The sequence below is a fragment of the Paenibacillus sp. FSL P4-0113 genome, from assembly GCF_038009305.1.
Taxonomy (GTDB): domain Bacteria; phylum Bacillota; class Bacilli; order Paenibacillales; family Paenibacillaceae; genus Paenibacillus; species Paenibacillus polymyxa_D.
Genome location: NZ_JBBPAZ010000001.1, coordinates 3220316 through 3235383, shown reverse-complemented (window position 1 = coordinate 3235383; position 15068 = coordinate 3220316). Strand labels below are relative to the sequence as shown.

Sequence of the window (15068 nt, the reverse complement as noted above, 5' to 3'; positions counted from 1 at the left end):
GACATATGAAATGGAAAGAGCCAACGTTTGGTGCAACCCCTATGTTGAGAGCTTTAACAACTGCTAATGCACACAGGAAAGCACAGGCATTTGATCTTGCAGCAGAACAGAAAAAACAAAAACTAAGCTACCCAGACTGGGCCCAGACCTGGATGCGTAAATACAAAGAAGATTGGTATATTGCTCAAGTCAATGGTGACGAGGTAGGTATGCGTAAAGCGCAAAAACTGGCAGAAGGACTTCGAAGCAAATTACGCGAAATGGCCACATTCCCCAAGTGGGCTCAAGAGCAAATGCAAAAAGAAACCGTTCGTTGGATGACTGCGGAGGCAAGTGGAGATATCAGGGAAAAGCTGGCTGCCGAGAAGGCGGGACGAGCTATACGCGAGAAGCTAGGTCTGATTGATATGAGTACTAAAGCACCACCAGAAGTACCCGTTACCACCGAATCGAAAGATGAACCTACAAAAACGAACGTAAAGACTCCGGCTGGAAAATGGATACCTGCTGAATTCCAGTATAACGGTAGTTCTGAAGCTGAGAAATATTTCAAAAAGCGTTCGAAAAAATTTATTAAACAAAAATGGAATCAGGAAAAGCTGCACAGTTTGTGGGAAGCTACAAAAAGCATACAAGAAACGTATCATATTCAGATTGATCCACGTCTTTTGTTAGCTATTATTATTCAGGAAGGGACGGGAAGCTTTAATACGAGTAGTACAAATCGAGCAGCCGATGGTCAGCATGGTGTCGAGACTAATTATGCAAAGGATTTGGTGAAGGCACATAATTTAATATTTGGTAAAATGTTGGGATACATTTACTATGGTGAGGAATTTAGACAAGTTGTAGTTAAAAACAACAACTTGGAGGGGATTAAAGGTAAAGGTGATATATATCAATACTGCAATTGGATAACTCCGATTGTAAGAATGAATTCGAAGAGAGTAGATTGTGGGCCGTATGCTGGTCATGGTACATGGGGTGAAGATGTAAAATCCATTTATAACAAACTAAGTAATAAAGAGGCCGATAATTATGACTTATATCTATCAAATATTAGTAAAGACACAGCTCAAAATATTGCTAGCTCAGAAGGTATAAAACTTCCTGCTATTACCTTCAAGGCACTCCGAAATGCTCAAGATAGTGGTGGTAATGAGATTAAAAAGTGGACGGTAACGGGCGAACGATAAGCTAAAATTCGAAAAGAGGAAAAGAAGTGTACAAGCCAAGTTACGGTTATTTTATTATATTGACTTTTTTGGCTTTAGGAGTAACCGCATGTAGTCTTTCAGATATCAATACTTATGACAATGGGAAAACAGCTACTGCTAAAGCTAAGCAAGAAAGCTCTAGCTACTATCCAGAGAAAGGAACAGACAAAGCCAAAAATGTTGTATCTGCCGATCCAAAGCCCCTTCAGGATGAGGACTTCACAATATCATATCGGTCGCACAAAATTGATAGGAATACGGATATTAAAGAACTTATCCATAAGTGGGGTTACAGTGAGGGATACGATAGCTTCAATCGAGGATATATTAGTGGGAATGGAACCTACCGAAGATGGAACTTATCTTATCCTAACTATGAAGATTCAGAAATTCGATTTGTAGTTCTATCTAAGATCGAATTTGAAGGGGAGGAACCGGTTGATGGTGAAAGTTATCTAGTAGCCGTGAGCTTGGAAAATCCCAAGTTTAAAACCAAAAGAGGATTGAAGATTGGTGATACCCTTGGTAAAGTGCTACAACTTTACGGTCAACCAAGTACCATAACAAATAGAAGTCTGGTTTACTCCAAAAATGGCCTACATTTGAGTATTAATTGGGATACTAAAACAGAGAAAGTAAATAATATTTTTATTGAATATAACATGGAGAAATCCGTAAAGCAGCAACGTAGTGCTGATTATGTAGAAGAGGATGCTCAGCCCGACCCTGATCTGGAACCTTATACTATTCAAAGGGAACAATCATTTACCACCACTCTTAATGGATGGGGAGAAGTAAAGTTTATATCCACTTTAAAAGATGAGGATACGAATGATCTGATTCAAGCAAAGTTTTTTTTGGAAGTTAACAGTGACAAAAATGTGGAAAACAAGATCCTGTACGAATTCCCCGAATTTTATGGTAACAACGGTAAAATGATCGACAGGATCAAGGCAGTAAGTTTTAAGGATTTGAATCAGGATGGACGTACAGATATTGTTATTATTGCTGATTATATCACCGGAGTTAATGCACACGGAATAGAGACTCTACCTGTCGCGGGAATTTACTTTCAGAAAAAGGACAAAACGTACACTACCCTGCCTGAGTTGGATAAGAGTATCAATCAAACTGGACATAACCGAACACTTCAAAATGTCATTCAATACGTAAGCAAATAACGTATAAACGTTCAATGAACAATGTGAAAAGGGAGTTTTTTGAAATCAACTTTATAAAACAAAATAAAATACTATTTTTAATATTGTTATTTAGTCTGCTATTGAATGGATGTTCTGAACAACCTACGAATGAGAAGCAGCAAGCAGTTGAACCCATCAAACCTAGCACTCAAATGATAGAGAAAAAAGCTGTGACTGAACCAGAGTCTGCTGCTCAAAAACAAGATTGGAATAGCAATATTGTGAATCCGATTAATAAAAGAAATGAAAATAACGCCATAGATTCTAACACATTAGATCAGTTTATAAAGAAAATCCAACCCCCAAATGAGCAGCTTCAGAAAATATTAAAAGAAGATTTGGACCATGATGGAAAGCCGGAATATGTACTTGCTTTTGGATTAGAAAAAGAGGAGATTTACAACATATTTGTAGTCCGGGAGGATGATGGTTATCACATCATTGATAAACTAGAGGACCCGGTTATAGTTGTGCATCTAAATACAGATGTGAAAATCATGAAGCTGGATCAAACAGACCAAAAATTTATCGTTGTATACTCTATAGGCGACGGAGGGGCTTATTCAGAGGGATTCTCCATATACACCTTGGAAAATAATCATATCAAGAGTATAAATTCTGATTTTCCTAATGCTACTGGACAAGGAATTCGAACGTTAAAAGATACCGACCATGATGGTGTATTTGAAAGTGTCGATTATTACGAGTTTAGCGACACTCAGGAGCATACCATCGTGGTCTATCAAAAATATGATGGAACAGGACCTGAAAAAAAGGAGATTTTGTATAAAAATAAAAGTAAACAGTTTGTATATCCAAGCGATCCTAAGGCTGTGATATTGAACTACTTGGAAGTTGATTATCTTATGAAGTGGTTTGATTTACCTTTTCCTGAAATGGACCAGCTCACCGATCCGGCAGCAAGGCAAACGTATGATTTTGAGGATGCCATCGATTTATCCGGTTTAGCATATTTATCTTACCCGGTGTTGGAACTGAGTATTAATGAGGTTAGTAGCGATGATAACCGAAAAATATTTTTGGTAAAATATGATTCATTAGAAGAAAGAGCGAAAAAGGAAATTACGTTTACGTTAGAAAAACAGTCAGATAAATGGAAGATTATAAGTATAGAGATAAACGATAAATTGTAGAAAGCGTGATATCCAGCATGAATTACTTGAAGTACTGCCGAACTTGTTGCGTCCTGTTACTACTCATTTCCTGTGTGGTGCTGAATGGGTGCATGAAAGGACAGTATTCTCCAGCAACTGAAACAAATCATGCACTATCTCTCCAAAATGACGATAAAACGATTTCCTATTCGAAAAAGCTGGACACGCTAGTGAAAAAACTCCATATAGTCAACGATGAAAATAAGGATTCTGATACCAGACAAAATAAGCTTGAGGAGTTCACACAGGAACTTAATTTGTTGTTAAATGAGCCTGAAAGTGTAGAGATGAAGGATGAAGAATTAGTAGAAAAGTTCGATAATAATCTCACTATCTTAACAAAATCGTTTCCGTTAAAAAGCGGGCAGCTAAACGTTAGGGTTATGAATTATAGAGCACCTAAAACGGTGACAGGTACGATCGGAGATAAATACACATTTATTCAGTGGTGGAGTTCGAAGCAACTTGTACATGCTCAGATGATTGAGAATGGCGGGCCAGAATTGACTACAGACTTCGTGGTCCGAGATTCAGACCAAGGAATACAGTTGTGGTTAGGGGGGTATGTCTCCATATATCATCCAGACCCCGTATTTGTTGATCTGTGGGAGTTGTCTGGACAAAAGTGGACGGAGAAAAGCATAAATGTAGGTAAGATAAAGCTTCCGGATGCGTGGGAATTGAACGAGGATATAGATGAGCTTATTTTAGAGAATCGACAACATGATAGCATGAGTATCGAGGTTTTAGACCACGGCGATGGTTTCTTCATAAACAGTGATGATTCTGAACAAAACCTTATCATTGAGTTCTCCAAAAGTGGAGAAGTCCGTATTAATTCCGAATATAGCACTGCCTTGAATACTCATAGTGAACGGCAAAGCTTTGAACTCATTCAAGAGGAATATTCAAAAAATGGGATCGTGATTAAATACCCTCAAATTATAAAACTCAAGGATATTGCAAAGCAGAAATCTTTAAACAAAATTCTTAAGGCTGATGCTTTAGAAGGATTACAAAACTATGCGGATTCCAATGCTGGAGTCCATGTCGAAATTGATTATGAGATCAAACGAGAAAATGAACGATTCTTGAGTGTTCAATATACGGGTATTCATTATGTGAAGGACGCAGCCTATCCTACTCATATGTTTTATACGACGAACCTGGATATGAAGCAGGCTTCAAGAATAAGGTTGAGGGATCTGGTAAAGGTCGAGAAACCTTTTATTGAGCTTATAAAAAGCGGGAAGATTACAGCTGTTCAGCCGGAGCAACAAGGATTAATTGGTGATTTCACAAAAGATGATTTGATTCAATTGTTAACAAATGCGGATGTAACCAAAGGTTCGCTTGCGGAAGTAGAAATGGAATCGTTTAGTTATTTCACAAATGATTCATTGGGGATGAGTGTACCTATGGCACATGTGGTAGGGGACCATGCGGAGTATGAAATTCGTTTTGCACAAATTCCAGAGAATATTAGGCAAAATGAGGAACTATGGAGTGAGTTAAGTTCCGTTGAGGATCAGTCTGTTTCCACAGTTGGCGGTGAAAAGTTGAATACCGACCAATATGAAATTGAAGAGTCGCAGTCTTTTCAAACTACTTTCGAAGGCTTTGGGAAAGTGCGGTTTGTATCCACATATGGGTATTCGGAAGGTTTTCGTAAATTCTTTTTCTTCCTATTGGATGGCCAAGGACATATGCTGTATCCATTCCCCGATTTCTACGGGAACCGTGAGTGGGTTGCACGTTACGGAGGAGTAGAAGCAGTGGCCTTCAAGGATGTGAATAAGGATGGATTGAAGGATGTTATCATTATTGCCAAAGTTGACAACGGGATTCATGGACCTGGTAGAGTTGACCAGTTCCCTATAGCGGACATTTATTTTCAGAAAAAAAACAAAACTTTTACCACGCTCTCTGCATTAGATGAGGCTCTTAACGATCAGGAGCATAATCAAACCATTAAAGATGTCATTCAATACGTAAGCAAACAACGGATAAACGTAAACTAACCGACAAAAGGGAGCGGTAACATGGGATATCCAATCATCAAGTATAATGGAACGGTTTTATCTCTTAAAAATCCAAAAGTTAAAGTTGTACAGAAAATGAATGAGCATGTGAAAGTCTTTTTGACAGGTGTATTGACGGGTGCCCAAATGGAAGAGTACACAGATCATATGGAGGCAGGGGCGAAGTTAGTCGTTTCTTATGTGAATGATGATCAAAAGCAGAGTGTATTATTTAGGGGATTAGTCACGCAGTTCAGAATCAAGTTGGTGTCCAATGTAGCCTATTTGGTCGTCGAGGCCCTCTCCTATACAAGCCAGCTGGATGAAGTGCTTCATAGACAATCATTTCAAAATGTGAAGATGAAGGTGCAGGCATTACTTGAACATGTACTCAAATCCTATCCCAAAGCCAATTGTACGAGCCGCTTAAAAGATCAGCTTTTACAGGAATTTACGATGCAATTCGACGAAACGGACTGGTCGTTTCTAAAACGTATAGCGTCTCGGCTTGGTTGGGGACTAATACCTGATCCGATTGGAGAAAAACCTCAGTTTTATTTTGGATTACCGGATGGTGTCAATCAGCGTGAGCTCAGGCAGTATAACTACTCCATGACGAGAAAAACCAAACCAGGAGCCGGCAAGGATGACAACCTTCTATATTATAAAGTGCAAACGACGGGGGCTAGAGATGTCCTGCTGCAAATTGGGGCGGAGATTAAATTTAAAGGGAAAGCTTTATACGTCCTGCAGTCTGTTGCGTTTATACGACATAGTGCTTTGTGGCATGAATATGTGCTGACTACAGCGGATGGAATGAAACAGGATTTGATTGTAAATGAGGACATTCGGGGCATGTCATTGAAATCCAAGGTCATTGGAATCGAGCAGGATCATGTGAAGGTTTTCTTTTATGAAATGGATAAGGTCAAGCCTAACGTCAAGGAAACCTTCGCTTTTCCAACGGCTACATTTTATACATCGGAAGGGAATACAGGATGGTACTGCATGCCGGAGCTGTTTGATTTTGTAGATATCTACTTTCCGACCGCTAAAGAAAAAGACGCTATTGTGACCCACTCGATCCGAAAGAGATCCAAAGGCGGTGACTTTATTAAGGACCCGTCGACGAAGATCTTTATGACCAAGTACCGCAAAGCTATTATTTTTGAGAAAAATGAAATTTTAATCACGGGGAACGACGATGAAGTGGTGATTCGACTGCTGGATGACCATGGAATTGAACTGCGAAGCAAAAAGGATATCCGTGTAAAAGCTGACGGGAACCTGGTATTCAACGCAGGTAACACAATACAGGTCACCGCGAAGGATGCCATCGGTTTAAAATGTAAAACGAGTTTGGTCGAAATGGACGGTAACATCAAAATGACTGGAGAAAAGATAAAGACGCAATAACTAATCCATCGTGAGAGGGTAAAGAATATGGCTAAAGTAACTACAGGAGCAATCGTGAATGAGAAACCGCCTACCCAAGAAGATATGATTCAAGAATGGAAACGTAAAATTAGCAAAGGAGAATATCCTTTTATTCATGTAACTAAGCATAGCACCAAAGGTGAAGAGCGCTAAATATGACTAACGACGACTGGAAGAGGCCCCTAAGGGGCCTTTTCTGCAATCATGGTTCAATATTCTAATTCTTTTTAGGATTCCTACTATCGATGAACCAATCTGGTCCAGTCACGTAGACCACCTCTTTTTTCTTATAGTCGTAATTTATTGAGATTGTCTGGCTTTCATGCCCTTTTATATAGCCACGGAGATAAACGGTAGAGTTAACGTAACTGCCAATAAACTCGTTATTTTGGTAAATATACTCGGCATTATAATATTTCCTAATATAGTCTTGCCCGATAGGTATACCAGCTTGTACTATTTCTTCTTTTTCTACATTCGATGCGTACTGCATGTAATAGAAAACACCTACTAGGATGGAGAGCAAGATAAGAACATTAATCCAAAATTTCCCTTCTTCAATAAATTATCTCCTTCTGGCAAAGTGAACACACGAAAATATGTTTTAAAAACCGTAACCCAATTTAAAATGATGTTCATCTGTGCAACTTTCATCTAACATGCAGTTAAAAAGACCTATTCCAATTAAGCTATGTACTATGACCAGAAATACTGAATCCAATGACTTTATACTTATTTTTCCTCCCCGCTATATCGCTCGTAAATAGGATGCACTATAATTATACTACTTCTTAATTTGGGAAAAATTAGACTTTAACATAGATTACAAATATGTTGAAAGTGAAATGCTCGATGAGTATCCCTTCTCAGGAAGAAGGGGTCTTGTATTTGGGGACTTCACTGTCGATAAACCAATCTGGCCCGGAGACGTCGATCACTTCTTTGGTTTTATAATTATAGTAGATGGTAATTTTGTTGTCTTCGTGGCCTTTAATGTACCCATATAGATAGAGCCTGGAGTGGACAGCAGGATCATCCACAGCATAATCCTTTAATATGAAATCGGCATTATAGTGTTCTTTAATAAACTCCACACCGATGGGAGTGGCGACGTCTACTAATTCTTTTTTCTCTTTATCGGACAAGCTGGAACAACCTCCTAAATACATAATAATTAAAATAAGTGCCAGAATCAGTGGGATTTTTCTGTTCAAGTTACAATTCTCCTTTTCTGGTAATCACCTTTTTTCATAACTCTATAATATATTTACACAATAGACAAGGTGGGAATAACTTGACCTACATTAACGATAAAACATACTGGACCATTGCGGATAGAGTTTATGACCGAGAGTTGACTGCCAAAGATTCTAAAAGCAGAATTCTTCCTGACTGGAAGATTGTTGAGCCTGAAGGAGCTATGCTGCATGATACGAACGGTTCTGGATTCGATGCGACTGTATTCCTTAACGAGAAGACCAATCAGGTGATCATCGGTTATAGGGGTACAGAACCTCCAGATCGCCCCAAATGGAGCGTGGCGATGGACTGGGGAACGGATATCAGCGATGTCGTCGGAGGACGCGCGAAAACGTTGGAAGAAGTCCATCAATATTATGAAAATAATAAGGCAGAGGTGGCTAAACTCCCACCACAAGTGCAAAGCGCATTTCTTCAATATGAGGAGAAGTACCAGAATAATCAATTTACACAAGCTGAGAATCTATATGATGTCGTAAAAAAACAGTATCCCTCTGCTGAAATAACGACCACAGGCCATTCTCTAGGAGGAGCGGAGGCAGAATATGTGGCGGTGCGGAACGGACTGACATCAGTCGCTTATAATCCACCAAGCATTGTGCATCTGTTACCGGATGATCTTCAAAGGAAGGTGGAAAATGGCGATTTTCGAAAGACGAATGTCGCTTATGTCAATCCGAAAGATACTATCGGTTCGGGAGCTAATGATGCACAGCCACATGTGGGTACAACCTACTTTATAGACAATGATTATAAGACAGCTAATAGAGCTAAAATCACTATTCCTGTTTCATTACCAGTCGAAAGAGAAAATAAGTGGGCTAACTTTTTTTGGGGGCCCAAATGGTCTCCCATTGTGTATGTCCCGATGACGTTGCCTATGATGCAGCAAGATCCGATTACAAAGTTCTATAATTCGGTAATGGGAGAAGCGACACATAGCATGGATCATTTCACATTTGATGAAAACGGCAATATAATCAATCCACTGTACACCATGGACGGACAACTGGTAGAAGGTAATCCGCGGGTGCAGGCGTACGAGCAAATGCTGGCCGCGCAGGCAGAGCTCAAGCAAGTCATGGGCGATCTGGTTGAACGTTACGGTGCACAAATGGGTGCTTTCGGGCAGTTTGCTGCTACTGCACTGGGTGTGAATTTGATGGGAGCAGGACAACAAGATGGTCGCACTAATGGTGGGGCATATTTTGTGGGCAACAAAAATGGAGGCACAATTCAATTAACACCTGAGGAGCTAAAGCATGCTGCTAATCAGATGCGTTCTAGCTTGTATGGATTTTCCAGTGATACCCGTGCGTCCATTCAGTTATTTCAGGCTCATATTGGGACAAGTGAAAGTCAGTCTTTGACCCCGCTTGCGCATAGTGCTACGGCGACACTGGATCGGATTAATCGCTGGTATCAGGAATCGATTACAGAGATAGCAGAATATATAGATCGTAAGGGCCAGGAATTTACGATGGTGGATCAATAAGAAAGAGCAGCTGGAAGAACACAACGGGAGGCGAAAGAGATGAGCAGAATATCTTTGAGCCTGGGGGATCTGCGTAGGGCTGTTCAGCAATGCGAGCAGCTAAAGCAAAGACTTCAGCATCAGGAGCAGCAGATGAGAAATATATATGGTAGGCTGCAAGACTGGCGGGGCGAATCGGCTGCTGAATTAACACGTAAAATGGAGACGTTTCTCCAAGGCACAACTGTACGAATACAGGAATTGGACGACCATAAAGAGCAGTTGAAACGTTATATTCGGAAAATGGAAGAAGCTGATCGGCGTGAGGAGAGACGCAAACGGGCTGCACAATGGTGATACAGGCGGACTGCAATAGTTAGGAGAACATCATGAAAGATCAAAATGCATTTGTCATTTTACTTATATTGAATATCGTTTATGGCTTAACGCTATTTGCCTATCCGGCCATGCTGATGGTGGTCGCATTTCCTTTCGATGCACCAACAGCTGGAGATTATCTCAGCAATTATATTTTTGCCTATGTCATAATGAGCTACCCGATAGGAATATTCATATCATGGAGCTGTTGGTATTTTTATCATCGTTATGCTTTTAAGAGGGCGTATATCATAGCTAACTTTATGCTGCTGTGGCCGGCTACTCTTGTAGTGTCCTCGTGGATTCAATCGGCTTTTTCTTGAAGGGGTTCCCATCTGGCCAGTCAGCTACATAACATAAAAAACCGTACAATCGCTAGGGGACTCCTGCGGGGTACGGTTAAATGCATTTAAGTAAAAGCTACATATATAGTAGAAGGAAAAAAATTTCCTCTGGAATGACGACGATAAAACCCTTGGCCAGAGATTTACCGGAGTCTACTTTAAAATTACCCTGTGGGCGAATATAGCAGCGTTCGGAAGCTTGAAGATGAGTTAAAAAAGGTGTAAAAATGTTGAAAAGCTACAAAGTTCGACATATTGTTCGCTTTTTCGCATCATATGTGTTTGGATTAGGGATTTTTGTTTGCTATTTATCGTATATTTATGTATAATCTATCGTGTTGAAAGATTGATTGTACGTAATATGCTGATGAGGGTGGGTTCATGACGCTGCTCGACAGTAACGAAAGCAAGAAGCGGATGTGCCAGATTTACAATGAAGTTTCAAAGGAACTGTTCGGCTTCGGGACCACGCTGCTGCGGGCCACCGTTGAGAACAACATTGTTACCTTTGTGGCGAAGCACCGGCGTTCTCCACGCTCGGCGGCATTGGAAGTGGAAGCCCCCGGCTTGAAGCTGGAAGTGGATTTCCGAATGTCCATGCTGTACAAGAAGAGACTTCGCGAGAAGCTGATTGAGGATATGGAGCTCGATATAGATGCTTTACTGCGTGATTATGATTCAGCAACGCAGTGGGCTATTACGAACATCATTCTGAAGGAATCCTAATAAAATTGGATATTCGGCTTTTCGCTTCGGATCTATCTGAGGGGAGAACCTGTTATAACGCGCAGCGGGATCAACTTATTCTTTGTTTACGAAGAAAAGTATTCTTGTTTTACAAGAGTACTTTTCTTTTTTTGTGTCATAAGGTGTGCATAATAAAAAATAGGGGGAGTTTCATATGAAGAAATGGTTTAAAGGGTTTATGGCTGTGACCTTGGCATCCGTGGTACTGGCAGGTTGCGGCAGTAATGCTACTGGCGGTCAGACAGATGGAAAAGATGGTTCAGCTGATGGGAAAAAGAAACTAGTTATTTCCACATGGGGCTTTTCCGAGGACTTTTTTAACAAAGAAGTGTACGAGCCTTTTGAAAAAGAACATAACGTTGATATCGTGGTCGAAATTGGAAATAACGCGGAACGGTTGAACAAAATCAGTCAAGGCAGCACAGACGTCGATCTGATTTATCTGTCCGATTATTATGCTCAACAAGGAATCCAACAGGGATTGTTTGAGAAGCTGGATCGCAGCAAGGTGCCGAACCTGAACCAAATTTATGATATTGCCAAAGCACCGCTGGGTGAGGAGTATGGTCCTGCTTATACGGTCGGGCGTCTCGGTATTGCCTATAATCCGGAGCTGGTGAAAAAGAATGTGACCTCTTGGGCTGACCTGTGGGGAACTGAGTTCAAAGGAAACGTGACTTTGCCGAATATTACGGCGACTGCCGGACCGATGATGGTAGATGCAGCCTCCAAGGTAGCGGGTAGTAAGGAGTTTAATGAAGACCAAGCCTTCGGAAAACTGAAAGAGCTGAGTCCGAATATCGTTAAGTTTTATAGCAAAACATCTGAGTTTGTGAACATGTTTAGTCAGCAGGAAATTGCCGGCGGTCCGATCATGGAAATGTACTTCAAAGATTTGCAGGCGGCTGTGCCAGGAGCGAAATTTGTAGCTCCTAGTGAAGGTGCTTACGCAGTAATGAACACGATTAATGTAGTGAAAGGCTCCGACCAGAAGGAGCTGGCTGAGGAATTTATCAACTGGCAGCTGAGCAAGGAAGTTCAAGAAAAATCCGCCAAGGCAAAGGTTGATTCCCCGGTGAATACGCAGGTGGTACTGTCCGGTGCGGATACAGAGGGAATTACGTACGGTACAGAGGTAGTGAACAAGCTGACCAAGCTGGATATGAAGTTCGTTAACGATCATATCAAGGCATGGACAGATCGCTGGAACCGGGAAGTTGCACAATAATGAAGAAGGTTATATTAGATGTAGATACGGGCATTGATGATGCGTTGGGTATTTTACTAGCCGCCAAAAGTGGTCAGCTGGATATCCAAGCGATTACTACGGTATGCGGTAATGTTTCACTTAAACAAGCAACATTGAACACATGCAAAATCCTCGACCTTTTGGATAGACCGGATATTCCGGTTTATCGGGGGGCGGAGGCCCCCTTAATACGTAAAGGCCTGCACGAGCATCGTGTCCATGGAGAAGACGGCATTGGAGGCGCACTGAGTGGAGTAGTCCCAGCCATGTCTGCGTCCGAAGGTTTTGCACCGGATATCATTATTGACACCGTGATGGCTCACCCGGGGGAAGTGACGCTCATTTGCACCGGGCCACTCACCAATCTGGCACTGGCGCTGCTGAAGTGTCCCGAACTGACGGATCACGTCGATGAAGTCATTTTTATGGGCGGTGTTATTCACGGGTGCGGCAATATTACACCTGTAGCGGAGTACAACATGTATGCTGACCCTGAAGCCGCACGAATCGTATTTCATGCAGGATTTGGTCGGTTGATACAGGTGGGACTGGATGTAACACGGAAGGCTCTGCTGACTGCGGATCATATTGCTCGTCTGACCCGCCCAGCAATTCGTAATTATGTAGCTGAAAGCACGGCCGTTTATACCAAGCGTTATGAAGAACGCAACGGGGTAAAAGCCTGTGCGCTTCATGACCCGCTTGCCGTGGGTGTCGCATTGAATTCGAGGTTAGTCGATACCTCGTCGTTGTATGTCGACGTGGAAACCTCCAGTCGTATATGTGACGGACAAACGGTGGGCGATGTGCAGAACCGCCTCAATCATAGCCCCAATATGAATGTATGCGAACAGGTGGACAGCGAAGCTTTTCTGGAGCTGTTTATCCAGGTGCTGAATAAGGAATAACATTTTGATAACCGCAAGGAGCTACCCATGAAGAAAACATACTTGTATTGGCTGCTGCTGCCAGGTCTGCTCTTTCTGGCGGTGTTCATGGTCATTCCGATTGTGTTGACGATCGGTTCGACCTTCGTACAGAACAGCTCATTCACCCTAGAAGGCTATCTCCATTTCTTCAAGGACCCTTACTTTCTGAAAATATTGCTGACTACGCTGGAAGTCAGTGTCGTAACGACACTCGTGTGCGTATTACTTGGCTTCCCGACGGCTTATTATATTTCGCAAAAGGCCCCGCGTCGTAAAGGGATCCTGCTAGCGCTGGCTATCTTCCCATTATTGACGAGTCCGGTGGTGCGGTCATTCAGCTGGATGGTCATTCTGGGTCGCAAGGGACTGTTAAATAACGTGCTCATCGGTTTAGGACTTGTAGATGAGCCGCTGAATATTTTGTATACTCCGGCAGCGATGATTATTGGCCTGGTTCATTTGTTTTTACCACTGATGATTATTTCACTGATTGGTGTACTCGAAAATATTGACGGTGATCTTGTTCATGCTGCTCAGAGCCTCGGGGCCTCCAGATTCAGCGCATTCCGTAAAATCGTATTTCCGCTGTCTGTGCCGGGCCTGATCATTGGAAGCATTCTCGTTTTCGTGGGCAGCCTGACTGCATATACGACACCAGCACTACTTGGAGGAAAACAGCGGGTTATCGCTACATTTTTGTATCAGAACGCGATGACGCTAAACGACTGGTTTTTAGCTTCTGTTATTGCAACAATTATGATTGTTATTACATTTATCGTGGTCGGTCTCTTAAATAAGGCGGCCCATAAACTCAATCCGAAGGGGTAGGTGGATATGCGGGAGAAACATTACGGACTAGGCTTCTTTAGCCTGCTGGTCTTCATCTTTCTGCTCGGTCCGCTGTTGATCATATCGGTCACTTCTTTCGAGCCGGGCACGGTATTAAAATTCCCTCCGCAGGGCTTTTCCCTGCGCTGGTATGAAAATATTTTTGAAGTGGATTTGTTTATGTCCACGTTCAAAACGTCCATTGTGGTCTCTCTGCTAGGCAACATCTTGGCACTGCTGATCGGTATGCCTGCAGCCTATGCGCTTAGTCGTTTTTCGTTTCGCGGGAAGGATGCGCTGAATGCTTTGTTCCTCTCCCCTTTGCTCATACCGGGTATTGTGCTTGGTTTTACGCTGCTGCGCTATTTGATCATTGTTTACCATTTACCAGTATATGCTGGACTATTGATCGGACATACGGTGATTATGTTGCCGTTCATTATTAGAGTCATTGCATCCAGTTTGTCTAACTTTGATTTTGCGATTGAAGAAGCAGCGCTTAGTTTGGGGGCTGGACGGCTGGAAACCTTTTTCAAGGTGGTTCTGCCCAACATCCGCTCAGGCATTATTGCGGCTATCCTGATTGCCTTTCTGGAATCATTCAACAATGTCGACATTTCCGTCTTCATGACAGGACCGGGCTTCAGCACCCTGCCCATTCAAATGCTGACTTACGTCGAAAATTATTTTGACCCGACGATTGCGGCGATTTCGGTTATGCTGATGATTTTAACCGGTATCCTGATGTTCTTGATTGAACGACTGATGGGATTGTCTTACTTCACTAAAAGGTAATGGAGGCTTCAA

General features: G+C 41.9%; 16 protein-coding genes. 14 read left to right on the top strand and 2 right to left on the bottom strand.

Going from position 1 to position 15068, the window contains the following annotated elements; translation table 11 throughout:
• The first annotated feature begins 5 nt into the window (after positions 1–5).
• From MKX46_RS13820 to MKX46_RS13795, 6 genes are read left to right on the top strand one after another with little or no spacing between them, the layout of a single operon-like run.
• A complete protein-coding gene (locus MKX46_RS13820) occupies positions 6–1196 on the top strand; it encodes a hypothetical protein (RefSeq protein WP_069010972.1) in 1191 nt (396 codons plus the stop codon).
• A 26-nt stretch (positions 1197–1222) separates the two neighbouring features.
• Positions 1223–2398, top strand: coding sequence for a hypothetical protein (locus tag MKX46_RS13815; protein ID WP_341071351.1), 1176 nt, complete (start codon positions 1223–1225; stop codon positions 2396–2398).
• A 14-nt stretch (positions 2399–2412) separates the two neighbouring features.
• Entirely contained in the window at positions 2413–3573 is a 1161-nt protein-coding gene (locus MKX46_RS13810; RefSeq protein WP_341040239.1) for a hypothetical protein, read from the top strand.
• A 17-nt stretch (positions 3574–3590) separates the two neighbouring features.
• Positions 3591–5615, top strand: coding sequence for a DUF4163 domain-containing protein (locus tag MKX46_RS13805; RefSeq protein WP_341071350.1), 2025 nt, complete (start codon positions 3591–3593; stop codon positions 5613–5615).
• A 21-nt stretch (positions 5616–5636) separates the two neighbouring features.
• Complete coding sequence (locus tag MKX46_RS13800; protein ID WP_341071349.1) at positions 5637–7031, top strand: hypothetical protein; 1395 nt, start codon at positions 5637–5639, stop codon at positions 7029–7031.
• A 27-nt stretch (positions 7032–7058) separates the two neighbouring features.
• Positions 7059–7205: a hypothetical protein gene (locus MKX46_RS13795; protein WP_023990839.1), complete on the top strand. Its 147-nt coding sequence runs from the start codon at positions 7059–7061 to the stop codon at positions 7203–7205.
• A 64-nt stretch (positions 7206–7269) separates the two neighbouring features.
• Here MKX46_RS13795 and MKX46_RS13790 read toward each other — a convergent pair whose 3' ends face one another.
• Positions 7270–7545 (bottom strand): hypothetical protein, encoded by a 276-nt coding sequence (locus MKX46_RS13790; protein ID WP_341071348.1) that lies wholly within the window; start codon positions 7543–7545, stop codon positions 7270–7272.
• A 373-nt stretch (positions 7546–7918) separates the two neighbouring features.
• A complete protein-coding gene (locus MKX46_RS13785; RefSeq protein WP_025721830.1) occupies positions 7919–8266 on the bottom strand; it encodes a hypothetical protein in 348 nt (115 codons plus the stop codon).
• An 80-nt stretch (positions 8267–8346) separates the two neighbouring features.
• Here MKX46_RS13785 and MKX46_RS13780 point away from each other — a divergent pair, with 80 nt between their 5' ends.
• The 8 genes from MKX46_RS13780 (at position 8347) to MKX46_RS13745 (ending at position 15056) form a co-directional block, all read left to right on the top strand.
• Positions 8347–9807 carry a lipase family protein gene (locus MKX46_RS13780; RefSeq protein WP_341071347.1) on the top strand — a complete coding sequence of 487 codons (1461 nt, stop codon included), beginning with the start codon at positions 8347–8349 and terminating at the stop codon, positions 9805–9807.
• A gap of 39 nt (positions 9808–9846) precedes the next feature.
• The gene (locus MKX46_RS13775) at positions 9847–10143 is read left to right on the top strand and encodes a WXG100 family type VII secretion target (protein WP_014278615.1); all 297 of its coding nucleotides are present in this window, start codon (positions 9847–9849) and stop codon (positions 10141–10143) included.
• Positions 10144–10175: 32 nt separating this feature from the next.
• A complete protein-coding gene (locus MKX46_RS13770; RefSeq protein WP_341071346.1) occupies positions 10176–10487 on the top strand; it encodes a hypothetical protein in 312 nt (103 codons plus the stop codon).
• 402 nt (positions 10488–10889) lie between these two features.
• Positions 10890–11234: a hypothetical protein gene (locus MKX46_RS13765; protein ID WP_029518631.1), complete on the top strand. Its 345-nt coding sequence runs from the start codon at positions 10890–10892 to the stop codon at positions 11232–11234.
• Positions 11235–11409: 175 nt separating this feature from the next.
• Positions 11410–12483, top strand: a complete 1074-nt coding sequence (locus MKX46_RS13760) for an ABC transporter substrate-binding protein (RefSeq protein ID WP_029518630.1) — start codon at positions 11410–11412, stop codon at positions 12481–12483.
• On the top strand, positions 12483–13412 hold the full coding sequence (locus tag MKX46_RS13755) for a nucleoside hydrolase (RefSeq protein WP_039271718.1): 930 nt from the start codon (positions 12483–12485) through the stop codon (positions 13410–13412). Before MKX46_RS13760 ends, MKX46_RS13755 begins: the two co-directional genes overlap by 1 nt.
• A gap of 27 nt (positions 13413–13439) precedes the next feature.
• The gene (locus MKX46_RS13750; RefSeq protein ID WP_013312457.1) at positions 13440–14261 is read left to right on the top strand and encodes an ABC transporter permease; all 822 of its coding nucleotides are present in this window, start codon (positions 13440–13442) and stop codon (positions 14259–14261) included.
• Between the two features lie 6 nt (positions 14262–14267).
• Positions 14268–15056 carry an ABC transporter permease gene (locus MKX46_RS13745; protein ID WP_013312456.1) on the top strand — a complete coding sequence of 263 codons (789 nt, stop codon included), beginning with the start codon at positions 14268–14270 and terminating at the stop codon, positions 15054–15056.
• Positions 15057–15068 lie beyond the last annotated feature (12 nt).